This is a genomic window from Kitasatospora sp. NPDC090308, from assembly GCF_044769485.1.
GTDB lineage: Bacteria > Actinomycetota > Actinomycetes > Streptomycetales > Streptomycetaceae > Kitasatospora > Kitasatospora fiedleri.
The window spans coordinates 53,793-70,710 of the sequence record NZ_JBIVXY010000024.1 but is presented as its reverse complement, the minus strand read 5'-3'; the positions used below and the strand labels follow the sequence as shown (position 1 = coordinate 70,710).

General features: G+C 75.1%; 15 protein-coding genes. 11 read left to right on the top strand and 4 right to left on the bottom strand.

Going from position 1 to position 16,918, the window contains the following annotated elements:
* The first annotated feature begins 236 nt into the window (after positions 1–236).
* The 9 genes from ACIQVD_RS32645 (at position 237) to ACIQVD_RS32605 (ending at position 11,665) form a co-directional block, all read left to right on the top strand.
* On the top strand, positions 237–1,649 hold the full coding sequence (locus tag ACIQVD_RS32645) for a sensor histidine kinase (RefSeq protein WP_402292555.1): 1,413 nt from the start codon (positions 237–239) through the stop codon (positions 1,647–1,649).
* Positions 1,601–2,269 (top strand): response regulator transcription factor, encoded by a 669-nt coding sequence (locus tag ACIQVD_RS32640; protein WP_100840478.1) that lies wholly within the window; start codon positions 1,601–1,603, stop codon positions 2,267–2,269. The genes ACIQVD_RS32645 and ACIQVD_RS32640 overlap by 49 nt, the downstream gene beginning before the upstream one ends.
* 334 nt (positions 2,270–2,603) lie before the next feature.
* Entirely contained in the window at positions 2,604–4,265 is a 1,662-nt protein-coding gene (locus ACIQVD_RS32635) for a DUF2637 domain-containing protein (RefSeq protein ID WP_402292554.1), read from the top strand.
* 161 nt (positions 4,266–4,426) lie between these two features.
* Positions 4,427–5,710 carry a DUF6986 family protein gene (locus ACIQVD_RS32630; protein ID WP_402292553.1) on the top strand — a complete coding sequence of 428 codons (1,284 nt, stop codon included), beginning with the start codon at positions 4,427–4,429 and terminating at the stop codon, positions 5,708–5,710.
* Positions 5,711–5,830: 120 nt separating this feature from the next.
* Positions 5,831–6,478, top strand: a complete 648-nt coding sequence (locus ACIQVD_RS32625) for a YigZ family protein (protein WP_400693464.1) — start codon at positions 5,831–5,833, stop codon at positions 6,476–6,478.
* A gap of 229 nt (positions 6,479–6,707) precedes the next feature.
* Complete coding sequence (locus ACIQVD_RS32620; RefSeq protein WP_402292552.1) at positions 6,708–8,213, top strand: hypothetical protein; 1,506 nt, start codon at positions 6,708–6,710, stop codon at positions 8,211–8,213.
* 241 nt (positions 8,214–8,454) lie between these two features.
* Positions 8,455–10,149 (top strand): restriction endonuclease, encoded by a 1,695-nt coding sequence (locus ACIQVD_RS32615; protein WP_402292551.1) that lies wholly within the window; start codon positions 8,455–8,457, stop codon positions 10,147–10,149.
* 82 nt (positions 10,150–10,231) lie between these two features.
* Positions 10,232–10,669, top strand: a complete 438-nt coding sequence (locus ACIQVD_RS32610) for a DUF6278 family protein (protein ID WP_400693456.1) — start codon at positions 10,232–10,234, stop codon at positions 10,667–10,669.
* Between the two features lie 258 nt (positions 10,670–10,927).
* Positions 10,928–11,665 (top strand): ZIP family metal transporter, encoded by a 738-nt coding sequence (locus ACIQVD_RS32605; RefSeq protein ID WP_402292556.1) that lies wholly within the window; start codon positions 10,928–10,930, stop codon positions 11,663–11,665.
* A 77-nt stretch (positions 11,666–11,742) separates the two neighbouring features.
* Here ACIQVD_RS32605 and ACIQVD_RS32600 read toward each other — a convergent pair whose 3' ends face one another.
* A complete protein-coding gene (locus ACIQVD_RS32600; protein ID WP_402292549.1) occupies positions 11,743–12,651 on the bottom strand; it encodes a LysR family transcriptional regulator in 909 nt (302 codons plus the stop codon).
* Positions 12,652–12,742: 91 nt separating this feature from the next.
* Here ACIQVD_RS32600 and ACIQVD_RS32595 point away from each other — a divergent pair, with 91 nt between their 5' ends.
* Entirely contained in the window at positions 12,743–13,669 is a 927-nt protein-coding gene (locus tag ACIQVD_RS32595; protein ID WP_400693481.1) for an EamA family transporter, read from the top strand.
* Here the strand turns inward: ACIQVD_RS32595 and ACIQVD_RS32590 are convergent.
* Positions 13,590–14,060, bottom strand: a complete 471-nt coding sequence (locus ACIQVD_RS32590) for a MarR family winged helix-turn-helix transcriptional regulator (RefSeq protein ID WP_100840471.1) — start codon at positions 14,058–14,060, stop codon at positions 13,590–13,592. The two genes, ACIQVD_RS32595 and ACIQVD_RS32590, sit on opposite strands and share 80 nt — an antisense overlap.
* A gap of 149 nt (positions 14,061–14,209) precedes the next feature.
* Between ACIQVD_RS32590 and ACIQVD_RS32585 the strand changes: the two genes are divergently transcribed.
* Positions 14,210–14,542 carry a DUF2218 domain-containing protein gene (locus tag ACIQVD_RS32585; RefSeq protein ID WP_402292548.1) on the top strand — a complete coding sequence of 111 codons (333 nt, stop codon included), beginning with the start codon at positions 14,210–14,212 and terminating at the stop codon, positions 14,540–14,542.
* A 47-nt stretch (positions 14,543–14,589) separates the two neighbouring features.
* Here ACIQVD_RS32585 and ACIQVD_RS32580 read toward each other — a convergent pair whose 3' ends face one another.
* Positions 14,590–15,210 (bottom strand): phosphatase PAP2 family protein, encoded by a 621-nt coding sequence (locus ACIQVD_RS32580; protein ID WP_400693448.1) that lies wholly within the window; start codon positions 15,208–15,210, stop codon positions 14,590–14,592.
* A 333-nt stretch (positions 15,211–15,543) separates the two neighbouring features.
* A complete protein-coding gene (gabT, locus tag ACIQVD_RS32575; RefSeq protein WP_100840468.1) occupies positions 15,544–16,884 on the bottom strand; it encodes a 4-aminobutyrate--2-oxoglutarate transaminase in 1,341 nt (446 codons plus the stop codon).
* Positions 16,885–16,918 lie beyond the last annotated feature (34 nt).

The following is a 16,918-nucleotide window of genomic DNA, read 5'->3' as shown; positions in this document are numbered from 1 at the left end:
AGGGGGGACCCTGTGGGAGAGTAGGACGCCGCCGAACAATCTTTGTGGGAAAGCCCCCTGACGGGATGTCAGGGGGCTTTTTCGCGTTCCCGGGAGCAACGGCCAGTGGAAGCCAGTAAGAGGGGTGGTGCTAGGTCCACCCCAAAGACGGGTGGCACAGCCAATGTGCCGACCGGCGGACCGCGGAGAGACTGGGGAGCGTTCTGGAACGGGGTTCGACTTCTCGGGGAGTGGTCTTGGCGACGACAGCGTGGTTCGATCGGGTGGCCTTCGGGCCCGAGTGGGGGGAGCGGGCTCGGGCGGCGGTGCGGGCCGGCGGGCAGGCCGTGGTGATGACGGCGGCGGCCGCGGTGGGGCTGGCGGTGCCTGTGCTGGCGGCGGTGTTTACGGGGGTGGTGGCGTTCCACCTCTTCAGCGGGGGGGCGTTGGTGCCGTACTGCCTGGCGGCGCTGAGCATGGCGCTGGTCTGGACGGTGTCGACGTACTGGTTCGTGCGGCACGGCGCGGCGTGGACGCGGCGGCGGGTGGAGCGGAGGGCGGCGCAGCCGTGGGTGGTGGTGTATTCGCCGAGGGAGGCGCTGGAGCAGGATCCTCGTGGGTTCTGGTGGACGGGGCACTCGTACCACCGGGGGCACGAGGTGGCGCGGGCGGTGCAGTTCGTGCAGTGGGCCGTGCGCGATTCGCAGATCAGGCGGGAGGCGCTCTGGCTGGTGGCGAATCCGGCGGGGTTGCTGGTGCTGGTGCTGCCGTTCCTGGGGTTGGTGGCCGGGGGCGTCGTAAGTCTCTGGGCGGCGGGGTGGCTGCTGCACGACACGTTCGGGCAGCTCGGCGGCTACATGAAGGCCGTGGGCACGGGCCTGTTCGGGGTGGGGCTTGTGGTGGCGGGGCTGTCGGGACTGCCGGCGGGGGTGCAGCGGCACGGCGTGTGGGCGTGCCGGGTGCTGGGGGACGGGCCGCGGCAGAGCCGGGCGCAGCTGACCGAGCGGGTGGCGCACCTGACGGAGACCCGGGCGGACGCGGTGGACGCGCAGGCGGCGGAGTTGCGGCGGATCGAGCGGGATCTGCACGACGGGGCGCAGGCGCGGCTGGTGACGATCGGATTGACGCTGGGGGCGGTCGAGCACCTGATGGGGACGGATCGGGCGGCGGCCATGGAGCTGCTGGCGGAGGCGCGGGAGGCGTCGGCGAAGGCCCTGCAGGAGTTGCGTGACCTGGTGCGGGGGATCCATCCGCCGGTGCTGGCGGAGCGCGGACTGCCGGACGCGGTGCGGGAGTTGGCGTTGACGGCGGTGGTGCCGACGGAGGTGACGGTGAGTCTGCCGGGGCGTCCGGAGGCGGCCTTGGAGACGGCGGTGTACTTCAGCGTGAGCGAGCTGCTGGCGAACGCGGCGAAGCACGCCCGGGCCCGGCACGCCTGGGTGGACGTGCTGTACCGGGCGGGCCGGCTGCGGGTGGTGGTGACGGACGACGGGCACGGGGGTGCGCGGATGGAGGCGGACGGCGGGCTGCGGGGGATCGAGAAGCGATTGGGTACGTTCGACGGAACGATCTCGCTCGACAGTCCGGTGGGCGGGCCGACCACGATCATGATGGAGCTGCCGTGCGCGTTGTCCTCGCCGAGGATCTCTACCTCCTCCGCCAAGGTCTGACACGGCTGTTGGAGATCCACGGGTTCACCATCGCGGCGGCGGTCGAGACCGGGCCGGATCTGCTGGCCGCGCTGCTGTCCGAGCGGCCGGACGTGGCGGTGGTGGACGTCCGGCTGCCGCCGACGCTGACGGACGAGGGGCTGCAGGCGGCGTTGGCGGCGCGGCGGGAGATCCCGGGGCTGCCGGTGCTGGTGCTGTCGCAGCACGTGCAGCAGTTGTACGCGCGCGAGCTGCTGGCGGACGGGACGGGCGGGGTGGGGTACCTGCTCAAGGACCGGGTCTTCAACGCCGACCAGTTCGTGGACGCGGTGCGGCGGGTGGCGGCCGGAGGGACGGCGATGGATCCGGACGTGATCGGCCGGCTGTTGCAGTCCAACGCGGTGTCGGGGCCGTTGCAGCGGCTGTCGCCACGGGAGCGGGAGGTGCTGGGGCTGATGGCGGAGGGTTGTTCGAACTCGGCGATCGCGGCGCGGCTGACGGTCAGTGACGGCGCGGTGGCCAAGCACATCGCCAACATCTTCGGGAAGTTGGAGCTGGCGCCGACGGAGGACGGCAACCGGCGGGTGCTGGCGGTGCTGGCGTACTTGAACGGTTCGGCGGAGCGGCTGGTGGACGGCTGAGCGCGGCCGTGGAGGGCCCGGCGCGCGGCTCGCAGGAGCAGGCGCAGAGGGAGAGGAGAGGGGAGGAGACGGGAGGAAGCGGGCGGGCGGAGCCCGGAACGGGGGCTGCGGTGGTGCGTGCGGTGGTGTGGACCAGTGGAGGTGCGGTGGTGGTCCGGGCTGGCGACAGGGGGGAACGCCCGTACGAGTAGTATCCGGTGGGCCGAGTCTGTCGACGGCGTACCGGCATCGCGTCCTGACGCGGTGATGATGCGTGCGCCCCGGGGCGGGGACGTGTACTCGGCGGCTACAGGTCGTATACGGCAGCTGCCGAGTCCCAGGGGTTGATCAACGAATGGCACGTCCTTCCCTTACCCGCGCGCACCGGGCACTGCTGGGTGTGGTGGCCATCGGCGCGTGCGTGATCTCGGGCATCGGTTTCGCGGGGTCGTACAACTCGGTGCGGGACCTGGCGATGGAGAAGGGCTTCGGCGCCTTCTCCTACGCCTTCCCGATAGGCGTCGACGCGGGCATCGTGGTGCTGCTCTCGCTGGACCTGGTGCTGACCTGGCTGCGGATCCCGTTCCCGCTGCTGCGGCAGACGGCCTGGCTGCTGACCGCGGCGACGATCGCGTTCAACGCGGCGGCGTCCTGGGGCGACGCGCTGGGCATGGCGATGCACGCGGTGATCCCGGTGCTGTTCGTGGTGGTGGTCGAGGCGTCCCGGCACGCGGTGGGGCGGATCGCGGCGATCACCGCAGACCGGCACATGGAGTCGGTGCGGCTGATGCGCTGGGTGCTGTCGCCGGTGCCGACGTTCCGGCTGTGGCGGCGGATGAAGCTGTGGGAGCTGCGCTCGTACGACGAGACGGTGCGGCTGGAGCAGAACCGGCTGGTGTACCGGGCGCAGCTGCGGTTCCGGTACGGGCGGGGCTGGCGGCGGTCGGCGCCGTTCCAGGCGCTGCTGCCGCTGAAGCTGGCGAAGTACGGCGTCCCGCTGGACCCGACGGTGCTGGACCGGATCGACGGTCCGCTGGTGGTGCCGGGCAGCGCGGCGGCGGTCGAGCAGTCGGCCCAGGCCGTTCCGGCCGTCCAGGCGGGGTCGTCGGCGCAGGCGGTGGCGGCAGGTCAGCCCGTCCAGACGGTGCGGGGCGGCGGGGTGACGCAGGCTCAGCAGCCGGCTCAGGTCCAGCGGCCGATCCAGGCGCAGGCCCAGGCCGCGGCGTCGGGTGCGCCGGAATCCCAGCCGCAGCCCCAGCCGGTGCCGCCGGTCTCGGCGGCGGTGGCGGTGCCGACGTTGGCGAAGCTGGCCGCGGTGCGGCTGCGCGACCAGCAGGACCCGGAGGCGGCGCAGGCCGCGCCGGTGATCGACTCGTCCGCGGAGCTGAACGTGTGGACGGCCCGTCCGGTGCGCTCGCACGTGGCGGAGCCCGACCAGGTGCACACGGCGCGGGTGCCGGGGCAGGCGTCGCCGTGGTTCAAGGCGCCGCGGCCGAGCGGTCCGGAGGAGGCGGTGGCGGTCCGGCCGCAGCCGGGCTACCAGGTGTCGCGGGCCGAGGCGTACCCGGAGCAGGGTGGTGGCCCGGAGGAGTACCGGGCGGAGGAGTACCGTCCGGCGGCGAACGGGCACGGTCCGGCGGCGCGTCCGCAGGCGGTCCGGCAGCAGGTGCCGGTGGCGGAGGGCGCGGAGCCGATCCTGGTGCCCGGCCGGCCGATGCGGCTGGAGTCGATGATGGCCTCCGAGTCGGAACCGCTGCCGTTCGACGAGGGGGACGCCCCGGCGCGCCGTCCGATCGCGGGCGCGGGTCAGGTGCTGGACGCCAACGAGTGCTTCGACGCGCTGGTCAGCTACATGGAGGAGAACCAGCGGCACCCCGACGAGCGCCGCTTCGCGGAGTACCTGAGCCAGCGCGGCGTCCCGGGTTCGCGGCCGGACGGCGGCGTCACGGTGAAGGACGTCGAGAAGGTCTGGCAGGACCTCCAGGAGAGGTACATGGAGTCCGGTCGGGGCGAGTGACCTGGCGGCCCCCTGCGGGGCCCGTTTGGAGAGACGTACAGCAGGTGCGATGGCCGTCCGCCGGTTCTTCCGGCCGGGCGGCCATTGACGGTTCCGCGGACCCGCCGTTACCTTCGCCTCAACAAATTGTTGAAGTCGCGCGGTGAGTGGAGGAGCCCCGGATGTCGCAGCCCGCCCAGGTCGATGCCGTCCAGCCCGTCTCGTTCTCGGACGCCGCCCTGGCGGCCGTCGAGGCGCTGCTCGCGCCGGTGGACGCCGAGTTGACGCGCCGTTACCCGGGCGAGCGCGGTTCCCGGCAGCCGGTGCACACCGTGTACGTGCCGGCCGACGCGTTCGGGGCGCACACCGTCCGGGAGTGGGGCGCGCAGGCGCTCGCCGCGTTCGACGAGCACGCCGGTACGCCCGGACGGCTCGCCGCGGCGCTCGGGGTCGCGGACGACGCACTGCTGGCCGACGTGCACGCCCGGGTGCGGACCAAGCTGGAGCGCGAGCCGATCGAGGACCTGCGGATCGACTTCGAGGACGGCTACGGCCCGCGCCCCGACGCCGAGGAGGACGCGGAGGCCGTCCGGACCGCCCGCCTGGTGGCCGCGGCGGTCGCCGACGGCAGCGCCCCGCCGTACGTCGGCATCCGGATCAAGTGCCTGGAGGCTCCCGTCCGGGCCCGCGGCATCCGCACCCTGGAACTGTTCCTGGCCACCCTGGTGGCCGCGGGCGGGCTGCCGGACGGGCTGGTGCTGACCCTGCCGAAGGTCACCCACGCCGCCCAGGTCACCGCGCTGGTACGGCTGCTGGAGGACTTCGAGCGGCGGGCCGGGCTGCCCGCCGGACGGATCGGGTTCGAGATCCAGATCGAGACCACCCAGGCGATCCTCGGCCCGGACGGCCGGGCCACCGTCGCGCTGCTGATCGGGGCGGCCGAGGGCCGCGCCACCGCGCTGCACTACGGCACCTTCGACTACAGCGCCGCCTGCGGGGTCAGCGCCGCCCACCAGAGCATGGACCACCCGGCCGCCGACCACGCCAAGGCCGTCATGCAGGCCGCCGCGGCCGGCACCGGCGTCCGGCTCTCCGACGGCTCCACCAACGTCGTCCCGGTCGGCACCGCCGATCAGGTGCACGCCGCCTGGCGGCTGCACCACGGCCTGGTCCGCCGCTCGCTGGCCCGCGCCTACTACCAGGGCTGGGACATACACCCCGCCCACCTGCCCACCCGGTACGCCGCCGTCTACGCCTTCTACCGCGAGGGCCTGGCCGCGGCCTGCGCCCGGCTCGCCGCGTACGTCGCCAAGACCGGCGGCGACGTGCTGGACGAGCCCGCCACCGCCCGCGCGCTCAGCGGCTACGTGCTGCGCGGCCTGGACTGCGGCGCCGTCGACCCCGCCGAGGTCACCGGGCGCACCGGCCTGGACCGCGCCCGGCTGGACGCCCTGGCCGGACGCTGAGTCCGCCGCCGGACGGAGTCCAGCCGGACGGAGGCCCCCGGCGCACGGCATAGGCTGGACGGGAGGACCGGCGCGGGACCGGGCGCCGAGACGAGACCGACAGCGGAGAGCACCAGCGCCATGGCGGAGCCGAGCCCCAAGCCGTACCTGACCGTCCGGGGCTCCGGCAGCCGCGAACTGGAGATCAAGAAGTCCCGGTTCATCTGCCACCTGGCGCGGGTCGCCGACGAGGACGAGGCGCAGGCGTTCGTCGCGGGCGTCCGCAAGCGGTACTGGGACGCCCGGCACAACTGCACGGCGTTCGTGGTCGGCGGCGAGCAGCCGCGCGAGCGCTCCAGCGACGACGGGGAGCCCGCCGGGACGGCCGGGGTGCCGATGCTGGAGGTGCTGCGGCGGCGCGGGGTGACCGACACCGCCGCCGTGGTGACCCGCTACTTCGGCGGGATCAAGCTGGGCGCGGGCGGCCTGGTGCGGGCGTACGGCGCGGCGGTGTCCGAGGCGCTGGACGAGGTCGGGCTGCTGGAGCGCCGGCCGGTCGTGCTGCTGTCGGTGGCCGTCGACCACACCCGGGCCGGGCGACTGGAGAACGAGCTGCGGGCGGCCGGGTACGCGGTGGCCGGGCTGGAGTACCTGGCCGACGGGGTGCGGATCGAGGTCGGCGTGCCCGAACCGGCGACGGCGCAGTTCCACGCCTGGCTGGCCGAGGCGACCGGCGGCTCGGCCGCGGCCCGCCCGGCCGGGCGGACCTTCGTCGAGGTCGAGGTCTGACCGCCGACCGGGGGACGCCCGGCATTGATCGCGGACGGGCGGGTAGCAGAGGCGGCACGGACGGTGTTCCCGTTGCCGTCCGATGACACCCGATCGAAGGAAGCGGGGCCCGATCCGGAACTTCCGCTCCTGATCGCTTCGTCTCCTAGAGACACGACCGACGATTCGCCAACGACTCCGGGGAGGAGGACTCGCAGACCCCAGCACCGCACCACGGGAGGTTCCGCGCATGCCCACCGACCACGCCCAGCCACCGTACCGGCTGACGGCAGCGACACCCCGCCCGCACCACGACACCACCGCCCTCGTCGACCAACTCCTCGCCGAACAGGTGAAGTCCGAGGGCCACGAGGAGCCCGCGCCCCGCGAGCGGCAGGCGCCGCCCGAGCGACTACGCCTCGGCGACCGGGTCCTGCTGGACCGCGACGACGGCACGCTGCCCGGCCGCGGCCCCGGAGCCCGCTACAGCCGCCGCCGACTGCGCACGCCCGCCGTGCACGGCACCGACCAACTGACCCTCACCCTCGCCTCCGACACCGCCGACGGACCGACCCGGCTGCTCATCGAGGCCGAACACCTCCCCGCCGGCCCGACCGTCACCCCACCCGGGCGGGTGCCCGTCCCCGACCTGGTCCGCAGCCTGCTGCCCCTGCTCGACGCCGCCGAGGGCCCGGTGCCACTGGCCGTCGCGCCCCGGCTGCTGGCACCCGCCGACCTGGACGGCCTGATCGACGAACTCTGCGACCCGGAACGGCGGTTGCCCACCGTGGTGGCCAGCGTCCCGCCCGCCGTGCCGGTCGACCGCTGGCAGCAGCAGGTGCTCGACCCGCTGGTGCGCCAACTCCCCGGCCTGGCCTCGCTGTACGTGCTCGGGCACGGCGCGCTGCCCCGGTTCAACCTGGCCCTGGAGTACCACAAGGTGTACGGCGGCGCGGTCCGCACCTTCCTGCCCGAGGTCGACCCGGCCTCCCGGGCCGACGCCGCCCGCCACCCCGTCCTGCCGCGCGGCCGGATCGACGAGAACCCGCGCCGCGCCGCCGCCCTGCTGGCCCGCGAGCCGCGCCGGATCGCCGCCGAACTGCCGCTGCCCGCGCCGCTGGCCGCCGTCCCCGAACTCTGGCTGCCGCCCGAGGCGCGCAAGGCGCCCGCCCCGCCCCGGGCCGCGGTCGAACGCCCGCCGGTGCGGCTGGAGCGCTGCCGGCTGCGGATCGAGACCCCGCGCGAACCGCGCCGCGCCCGGTGCGGCACCGGCCCCGCCAGCTTCGGTGAACTCGTGGACCGATTCAGCGAGTTCGCGCTGCTGGAGTTCACCGGCGACAGCAAGGAGACGCTCGCCCTGGACGGCCAGAGCGAGGCCGACGGCTGGGCCAGGCTCACCTGGGACGGTCTGACCGCGCTCCAGGAGTACGCGGACGCCGCCGTGCGCGGCGAGGCCGGCGGCGACTTCAAGCAGTGGTGCGAGCACACCCCGCCCGGCTGCCACCGCTTCCCGCCGCGCAAGGCGGTCCGCGGCGAGTCCCGCACCGTCGCCAGCCACGGCAAGTGGAAGCGCCAGCGGATGCTGCCCGTCCCGCCCGACGTCGACTCCTCCTGCCGCGCGTTCATGGGCGCCCACCTGCGGATCGGCGGCGGCGGCACCGCCCCCCGGGTGCACTACCTGGACGACTGCTCCGGCAGCGGCCGGATCTACGTCGGCTACATCGGGCTGCACCTGACCAACACCCGCACCAACTGACCGCCCCGGGCGGGGGCCGGCGCCGCTCCGGCCCCCGCCCGGGGCGGACCCCGCACCGCGCCCGCGCCCGCACCCGCGCCCGCACGGCGGACGGCCCCCGGTCCGGCCTGAGCGGACGTCAAGGGTCGGCCAAACCAACCGGGTTGGCTGACCCCGGAGCCCGAACGGGGGACAATGCTGCTCGGGCCCCGTCGCGGCGGCCCGCCGACGTGCGCCGGACGAGCAGGGGGAACCACCGCCGATGCAGCATCCAGCCGAGGGCAGCGCCGACGGCACCACCACGGTGCTCCAGCCCGGATTCCTCGCCTCGCTGTTCCACGAACTCGGCGCCGACGAGGACGAGGAGCCCACCGGGGCCCACCCCGAGCCCCCCGCCGGACCGCAGCCCCCCGAGCCCCCGGCCGGGCCGTCAGCCGGGCCGTCAGCCGGGCCGTCGGCCGCGGTGCCGCCGCAGCCCGGCCCGGCGGACGCGCCCGCCGACCCGGACGACCCGGTGGCCGCGCACGGCCGGGCCGCCGCGCTCACCCACCACCGCACCCTCGCCGTCCAGGCCGACCACCAGCGCCTGGCCGACCTGCTGCGCCGGGCCGCCCGGCCGGTCTCTGCGATGGACTTCGAGAGCCAGTTGCGCAGCTACCAGCCCAGGCCGTTCCCGGACGCCGGGCCCGGAACGGGCGAACCCGAGCCCGCCTGGGCCGACTTCGCGCCGCCCGAGCCCGCCGGCGCCGGCCCCGAGCAGCCGCGCTCGCGCCGCCTGCTCGACTCCGGCTACCAGCGCGAACTCGCCCAGGCCCGGCTGCGCCACCAGCGCGCGCTGCGCGAGTGGCGCACCCGGCAGGCCGAACTCGCCGACAGCGGCGCGGTCGCCGCCCGGCAGGCCCACGAGGAGGCCGAACGGGCCCGGGCCCGGGCCGTCCAGGAGTACAACGACAGCCTGGAGGAGTGCCGCCGCGCCTACCGGCAGGCCGAGCCCGCCGCGGTCGAATCGCTGCTGGAACGGGCCCTGGCCGCCGCCGAGGGCGCCACCCAGGACCTGCCCGCCCCCTGCCACGCCGTCTTCCGCGCCCTCACCCGCACCGCCGTCCTCGACCTCGACCTGCCGCCGCTGGACACCGTCCCCGCGCTCTCCGGCTACCGGCTCACCGAGACCGGCGCGGTCGAACCCGTGCCCCGCCCCGCCGCCGACGTCCGCACCGACTACCTGCGGCTGGCCGCCCGGCTCGCGCTGCGCGCCCTGCAGGCCGCCGACGCCGTCGACACCGAACAGGTGCTGTCCGGCGTCGTCCTGAACGGCTGGCTGCGCCTCCCCGGCCGGCCCGCGCGGTGCCTGCTCAGCGTCGACGCCGACCGGGACGCGCTGGCCCGCACCCGGCTGGTCCCCGACGCCGGGCACCTGGGCGACGGCGGCGCGGACGGCGGCGTCTACGCGGAGGCCGAGCACGACGAGTCGCTGCTGCGGCTGCGCGCCCTGGCCGCCGTGATCACCCCCGACCCGTACGCGGACGAGGCGGTGCTGCCCTGGGGCAGCGCGTCCTCCGCGGTGCCCGCGCTGGGCGAGCTGTCGCCCGGCGAGTTCGCCCGGCTGGTGCGCGCCGTCCTCACCGCGGGCGGCCTGCGGGACTGGAGCGTCCGGCTGCGCGGCCCGGCCGGCCTGGTCGCCACCGCCGAGGGCGAACCCGGCAGCCGGCTGCCCGGCCGCTGGGTGGTGTGGGCCTCCCGCGGCCCCGGCCCCGTCACCGCCGAGGAGATCGCCACCCTCGCCGAGGCGGTCCGCGAGGAGGGCGCCGACCGCGGCCTGCGGATGACCTGCGGCCGGTTCACCGACGAGGCGCTCGACCTCACCGGCGAGGAGCGCTACCAGCGCATCCACCTGATGGACGGCCCCGGCATCCGCGAACTCGCCCGCACCCACCTGGAGCTGCCGCTCACCCTGTGAGGCCGGTGGGAACCCGCCGGAGAGCGGTGGGAACCCGCCGGTTCGCCCGGCGGACGGCCGGACGGGCTGTCAGGCTGGGGGAGTGGAGAACCGATTCCCCGGCCACCGGCCCGACCGGAGCCCGACCGCACCGACGACCGGGCGGGCGGCCGAGCACGACCGCGAACTGGCGATGACCGAGATGTACGGCGAGTGCGGGCTGCTGCGCGAACTCGCCGAGTCCGCCGGCGTCCGCCTCGACGACACCGTCGAGTCGCTGACCGCCCTGGACCAGCTGCTGCCCCGCTGGCGCGACGACCGGCAGGTCTCCCAGTGGCTCGGCACCGACGCCGGGCTCTACCTCGGCACGGTGATCCGCCGCCGGGTCCCCGACGCCCGCTGGCGGCTCGCCGCCGACGGGCGGCCCCTGATGGTGCTCGGCACCGGCTTCGAACTCGACGCCACCGCGATCGGCCGCGACTGGGCCGAGCAGGGCGCGCCGCAGCTCGCCGCGGTCTACCGGGCCGCGAGCGACGACTGACGGCGGCGGGGCCGGTGGGGACGCCTCGGCCGTCCGGGGGTTGGTCCGACAGCTGATCCGGCGTCACCCCGACGGGCCGTCCGGGCGGCGCGCCGCCGCCCGGGCCCGCAGGCTGGTCGCAGGGCCCGGCACCGTCCGGCCCGGGCCGGACGGACTGGATGCCCGTGGGCAGCGGTCAGCACAGCCGTCCGGCCCCCGGCAGCGTGACGGGGGAGGCCGAAACTGACCGCCGTGCTGGTCGCCGCGGGCGCGTTCCTGATGACCCTGATCGGCGGGTTCGCCGCCCAGCGCACCGGGGACCGCCGCCACCTCGTGCTCGGCCTCGCCGCCGGACTGATGCTCGGCGTGGTCGCCTTCGACCTGCTGCCCGAGGCGCTGGAACAGGCCCCGCAGGAGGTCCACGGCGTCCCCGCGGCACTGCTGATGTTCGCCGCCGGGTTCCTCGCCATCCACGTGGTCGAACGCTCCGTCGCCATCCACCGCAGCCACGAGGGCGAGTACGCCGCGCACAGCCACGGGCACGCGCACGGCCACGCGCACGGGCCGGGGGAGCGGCAGCGCGAGCAGGGCGTCGGGATCGCGGCGGCCTCCGCGCTGGTCCTGCACAGCGTGATGGACGGCTTCGCGATCGGCGCCGCGTTCCAGGCCGGGACGACGGTCGGCACGGTCGTCGCCATCGCCGTCGTCGCGCACGACTTCGCGGACGGCTTCAACACGTACACCCTCACCCGGCTGTACGGGAACAACCGGCGGCGGGCCCTCGCGCTGCTGTTCGCCGACGCGCTCGCGCCCGTCACCGGGGCCGGGATCACACTGCTGTTCACCATCCCGGAACAGCTGCTCGGGCTCTACCTCGGCTTCTTCGGCGGCTTCCTGATGTACCTGGCGACCTCCGACATCCTGCCCGAGGCCCACAGCCCGCACCCGTCGAAGGGCACGTTGGTGTGCACGCTGCTGGGGGTGGGGTTCATGTGGTTGGTGGTGGGGTTGGCGTGACGGTGGAGGGCGGGGGCGCCTTCGGCGGGGTGGGGCTCATGTGGTTGGTGGTGGGGTTGGCGTAGGAGGTCGGCGGCTCAGCTCTCGGCCAGGGCGTTCCAGTGGTGGCGCAGGGCGGTGAGGGTGGCGGTGACGGCGGGGCGGCGGGAGGTCTGGGTGCGCCAGAGGGCGTAGACGCGGCGGACGGGTTCGGGGGTGACGGGGCGGGCGGTGGTGCCGGGCGGGAGGGGGCCGCGGCCCAGGCGGGGGATCAGGCCGAGGCCCAGGCCGGCGGCGATCAGGGCGAGCTGGGTCTGGAACTCGCCGACCCGGTGGGCGACGTCCGGTTCCTCGCCGGTCTCCCGCATGGTGCGCAGCAGCCAGTCGTGGCAGATGTTGCCGGGCGGCACGCTGATCCAGCGCTGACCGCGCAGCGCCGGCACCGGGACGGCGTCCAGCGCGGCCAGCGGGTGCCCGGCGGGCAGCAGCAGGTCGACCGGGTCCTCCCCGAGGTCGAGCCGGTCGAGGCCGTCCTGCACCGGCAGCGGGACGGTCTCCCAGTCCTGCACGACCGCCAGGTCGACCTCGCCGCGGGCCACCAGCTCGGCCGCCGGGTAGGGGTCACTCTCCAGCAGTCGGACGTCCAACTCGGGGCAGGTGGTGTGCAGTTCGGCGAGGACGACGGGCAGCAGGCCGCGGGCCGCGGTGGGGAAGGCGGCCACCAGCAGCCGTCCGGCGGCCCGGCCGTGCTGTTCCTCCAGCGTCACCTCGGCCTGTTCGACCAGGGCCAGGACGCGCTGCGCGGTGTCCGCGAGCTGCCGGGCGGCGTCGGTCAACTGGACGCCCCGGCCCTGGCGTTCGAGCAGGACGGTGCGGGTCTCGCGTTCGAGTTTGGCGATCTGCTGGGAGATCGCGGACGGGGTGAAGCCGAGGGCCGCGGCGGCCCCGCCGACCGAGCCGTGCACGGCGACCGCGTGCAGGGCGCGCAGGCGTCCCAGATCCATCATGCAGCGATGCTAAACGATGGGGTTGAGGAATCGTCGCTGGTGCTGAACGGTCGGTGCGGGGGATGCTCGGGGCATGCCGCCCTCCTCCGCCATGCCGCCCCGTCACATCGCCCTGGCCGTGCTGGTCGCCGCCGTCTGGGGCCTGAACTTCGTGCTGATCGAGGTCGGTCTGCACGACTTCCCGCCGCTGCTGTTCTGCGCGCTGCGGTTCGCCGTGGTGGCGCTGCCCGCGGTGTTCCTGGTCGGCCCGCCGCGGGTGGCGTGGCGGTGGGTGCTGGGGGTCGGGCTGGCGCTCGGGGTGGTGAAGTTCGGGCTGCTGTTCCTCGGCATGCACGCCGGGATGCCGGCCGGGCTGTCCTCGCTGGTGCTGCAGGGGCAGGCCGGGTTCACCGCGCTGTTCGCCGCCGGACTGCTGGGCGAGCGGCCGGCCCGGCTGCGGGTGGTCGGGCTGGTGGTGGCGTTCGCCGGGATCGCGCTGGCCGCCGTCGACCGGGGCGCGGGCGGCCCGGTGGGGGCGTTCGCGCTGGTGATCGGCGCGGCGGTGGCCTGGGGCCTGGCCAACGTGCTGACCCGCCGGGCCGCCCCGCCGGACGCGCTGCGCTGGATGGTGTGGGTCTCCGCGGTGCCGCCGCTGCCGCTGCTGGGGCTGTCACTGCTGGTCGAGGGCCCGGACGCGGACCTGGCCGCGCTGCGCGGGATCAGCTGGTCGGGCGTCGGGGTGGTGCTGTACGTCGGCCTGGTGTCCACGCTGTTCGCGTTCGTCGCCTGGAGCCACCTGCTGCGCCGCTACGACGCCTCGGTGGTGGCCCCGTACTCGCTGCTGGTGCCGGTGTTCGGGATGTCCTCGGCGGCGCTGCTGCTCGGCGAGCGGTTCGGCCTGCCGGCCGGGGCGGCGACGGTGCTGGTGATCGCCGGGATCGGGCTGGGGGCGGTGCCCGCTACGGGGTGGGACCGGCTTCGTAGGCTTCCTCGGCGTGCCGCAGCGCCCGCAGCAGGGCGTCCTGCTCGGCAGGGCTGACCGGGCCGAAGTACTCCTGGGCGACCTCGTGCCGGACCCGGGAGATCCGCTCCAGCGCGCCGTGCCCGTCCTCGGTGAGCACCAGCCGCACCGCGCGGCGGTCGGCCGGGTCGGGGGTGCGGGCGACCAGGCCGGCCTCCTCCAGGGCGTCGACCACGGTGGTGGCGGAGCGCGGGGCGATGTGCAGCCGCTCGGCGAGTTCGCTCAGCCGCATGGTCTCGGCGCTCTCGCAGCCGGGCGCGTGGGCGAGGGTGCGCAGGGCCCGGCCCTGGGCGGGGGTGATGCCGTACGGCTCCAGCCGCTGCATGGTCCGCCGGCGGATCCGCTTCATCGCCCGGGTGAGCGCGTCGGCGAGTTCCGCTGCGGTGTCGGCGGGGCCGGGGGAGGTCATGGGCACAGGGTAGCGGGCGGGTCGGGGCCGGTACGGAGGGTGACCGATCTCGCCTCGATAACATGTTGAGCTTGGCTCAGCAATCGAGTAGCTTAGGGCAGCCTAAGTCATCCGAGTCATTCGTGTCCGCAGTTCGCAAGGAGTCCGTCATGGCCCGCTCCACCGCCCGCGTCAGCACCGACCGCCCCGCCCGCTACGCCAAGCAGCTCGCCGCTCACATGGGCCGCAAGGTTCCCGCCGAGTGGTCGGAGGAGACCGGCCGCGGCTCGCTCGCCTTCGGTGCCGGTCGGGCCGAGCTCACCGCCGAGGAGGGCGCGCTGCTGCTCGCCGTCGAGGGCGCCGAGGAGAGCCTCGACCAGCTGGAGGACGTGGTCGGCCGCCACCTGGTCCGCTTCGGCACCCGCGACGAGCTGGTCGTCGCCTGGCAGCGCGAGAGCGGCGCGGCCGGCACCGTCCAGCGCCTCGCCGCCGAGGAGGGCTGACCGGCCCCGGCCGTGGGAGTCCTGGCGGGGCGTCAGGTGCGCGGGCGTCAGGTGCGCGGGCGTTCGGGGAGCAGGCGCGGCAGCAGCAGGTGCAGCCCGAGCAGCAGCAGACCGGCCAGGCACCAGCTGGCCAGCACGTCCAGCAGCCAGTGGAAGTCGCTCCACACCAGGCCCGCCCCCACGCCCAGGCAGACCAGCGAGGCCAGCGCGCCCACCCGCCGCCCGGCCGCCACCGACAGCACCCGGGCCAGCAGCAGCGCCGCCGTCCCGTACGCGATCGACGAGGTCGCGGTGTGCCCCGACGGGTACCAGCCCCACTGGGACCCGGCCAGCGGCACCCCGTACGGGCCCGGGCGGGCGAACCAGACCTTCGCGGGCACCACCAGCAGCGGGATCAGCACCGCGGCCGCCACCGCCACCGGCACCGGCACCCACCAGCGCGGACGCCCGCCGCGCCGGGCCAGCCAGGCCGCCAGGCCCGCGCACCCCAGCAGCACCGGGACCGCGACCGTCCCGCCGCCCAGGTCGGACAGCGCCACGCCCAGGTGGTTCAGCAGCGGCGAGCCGATCGCCCGGCGGACGTGCCGCACCCCGTCGCGCACCGCCGTGTCGACCCCCAGCAGCGGCCCGTCCACCGCGACCTGCCAGGAGACCGCGGCCAGCAGCACCGCCAGCGCCGCCGCCAGGACGGCGAAAATCGGCCGCCCCGGAGCAGGGGGGAGAGCTCCGGGGCGGCCAAGGTGATCGCCGCGCCGTGCGGCCCGGGGGGTGTGGGCGGGACGGCCGGTCGATCGTTCATGTGCGTCCGCCTCAGCGGCGGACGGGGTTGTGGGCAGTGCGTGCGGTTCGCTGTCCATCTGTGATGACAGTACGTCAAAGCCGGCTCCCGGAAGGGCGGACCGGCCGGCATCCACAGCATCTTCACCACCGGTGGAGCAACCTCCACCCGTGCGGCGGAACCCGCCGGGGCCGGCCCCGGCGGGTTCCGCGACCGGCCGGGGTCAGGCGCCGGCGAAGGCCGACTCCAGGATGTCCAGGCCCTCGGCCAGCAGGTGCTCCGGGATCACCAGCGGCGGCAGGAAGCGCAGCACGTTGCCGTAGGTGCCGGCGGTCAGCACCACCAGGCCCTCCGCGTGGCACGCCTTCGCGATCGCCGCGGTCACCTCCGGGTTCGGCTCCTTGCCGCCCGGCTTCACCAGCTCCACCGCGACCATCGCGCCGCGGCCGCGGACCTCGCCGATCACGTCGTACTTCTCCTGCATGGCCCGCAGCCGGCCCAGCATGACCTCGCCGATCCGGCGCGCCTTGCCGTTCAGGTCCTCGGACTTCATGGTCTCGATCGCGCCCAGCGCGGCCGCGCAGGCCACCGGGTTGCCGCCGTAGGTGCCGCCCAGGCCGCCCGAGTGCGCCGCGTCCATGATCTCGGCCCGGCCGGTCACCGCCGCCAGCGGCAGGCCGCCGGCGATGCCCTTCGCGGTGGTGATCAGGTCCGGGACGATGCCCTCGTCCTCGCACGCGAACCACTCGCCGGTGCGGCAGAAACCGGTCTGGATCTCGTCCGCCACGAACACGATCCCGTTCGCCTTCGCGAACTCCACGATCGCCGGCAGGAAGCCCTTGGCCGGCTCGATGAAGCCGCCCTCGCCCTGGATCGGCTCGATGATGATCGCCGCGACGTTCTCCGCGCCGATCTGCTTGGTGATGACCTCGATCGCCTGCGCGGCGGCCTCGGCGGCGCAGTTCTCCGCGCCGGTCAGCCAGCGGTACGGGTACGCCACCGGGACGCGGTGGATCTCCGGCGCGAACGGGCCGAAGCCCTGCTTGTACGGCATGTTCTTCGCGGTCAGGCCCATGGTCAGGTTGGTCCGGCCGTGGTAGCCGTGGTCGAACACCACCACGGCGGTCCGCTTGGTGTAGGCGCGGGCGATCTTCACCGCGTTCTCCACCGCCTCGGCGCCCGAGTTGAACAGCGCGGTGCGCTTGTCGTGGTCGCCCGGGGTCAGCTCGTTCAGCTGCTCCGCCACCGCCACGTAGCCCTCGTACGGGGTCACCATGAAACAGGTGTGCGTGAACGCGGCCAGCTGCTCGGTCGCCCGCGCCACCACCGCGGCGGCGCTGTTGCCCACGTTCGTCACGGCGATGCCCGAACCGAAGTCGATCAGGCTGTTGCCGTCCACGTCCTCCAGCACGCCGCCGCCGGCCCGCGACACGTACACCGGCAGCGTGGTGCCCACGCCCGCCGGCACCGCGCCGAGCTTGCGCGACTGCAGCTCCTGCGACTTCGGGCCGGGGATCGCGGTGACCAGGCGGCGCTCCTGCGGGAGCGGAGTTGCAGCGCTCATCTGTCTTCTCCAAGTTCTTGACGCGGTACCCGCA

What these genes read in the sequence shown, in the direction of transcription:
- gabT (WP_100840468.1), bottom strand. Translation starts at nt 16,884, where the DNA reads ATGAGCGCTGCAACTCCGCTCCCGCAGGAGCGCCGCCTGGTCACCGCG.
- ACIQVD_RS32620 (WP_402292552.1), top strand. Translation starts at nt 6,708, where the DNA reads ATGCCCACCGACCACGCCCAGCCACCGTACCGGCTGACGGCAGCGACA.
- ACIQVD_RS32590 (WP_100840471.1), bottom strand. Translation starts at nt 14,060, where the DNA reads ATGACCTCCCCCGGCCCCGCCGACACCGCAGCGGAACTCGCCGACGCG.
- ACIQVD_RS32635 (WP_402292554.1), top strand. Translation starts at nt 2,604, where the DNA reads ATGGCACGTCCTTCCCTTACCCGCGCGCACCGGGCACTGCTGGGTGTG.
- ACIQVD_RS32605 (WP_402292556.1), top strand. Translation starts at nt 10,928, where the DNA reads ATGACCCTGATCGGCGGGTTCGCCGCCCAGCGCACCGGGGACCGCCGC.
- ACIQVD_RS32630 (WP_402292553.1), top strand. Translation starts at nt 4,427, where the DNA reads ATGTCGCAGCCCGCCCAGGTCGATGCCGTCCAGCCCGTCTCGTTCTCG.
- ACIQVD_RS32595 (WP_400693481.1), top strand. Translation starts at nt 12,743, where the DNA reads ATGCCGCCCCGTCACATCGCCCTGGCCGTGCTGGTCGCCGCCGTCTGG.
- ACIQVD_RS32625 (WP_400693464.1), top strand. Translation starts at nt 5,831, where the DNA reads ATGGCGGAGCCGAGCCCCAAGCCGTACCTGACCGTCCGGGGCTCCGGC.
- ACIQVD_RS32600 (WP_402292549.1), bottom strand. Translation starts at nt 12,651, where the DNA reads ATGATGGATCTGGGACGCCTGCGCGCCCTGCACGCGGTCGCCGTGCAC.
- ACIQVD_RS32615 (WP_402292551.1), top strand. Translation starts at nt 8,455, where the DNA reads ATGCAGCATCCAGCCGAGGGCAGCGCCGACGGCACCACCACGGTGCTC.
- ACIQVD_RS32585 (WP_402292548.1), top strand. Translation starts at nt 14,210, where the DNA reads ATGGCCCGCTCCACCGCCCGCGTCAGCACCGACCGCCCCGCCCGCTAC.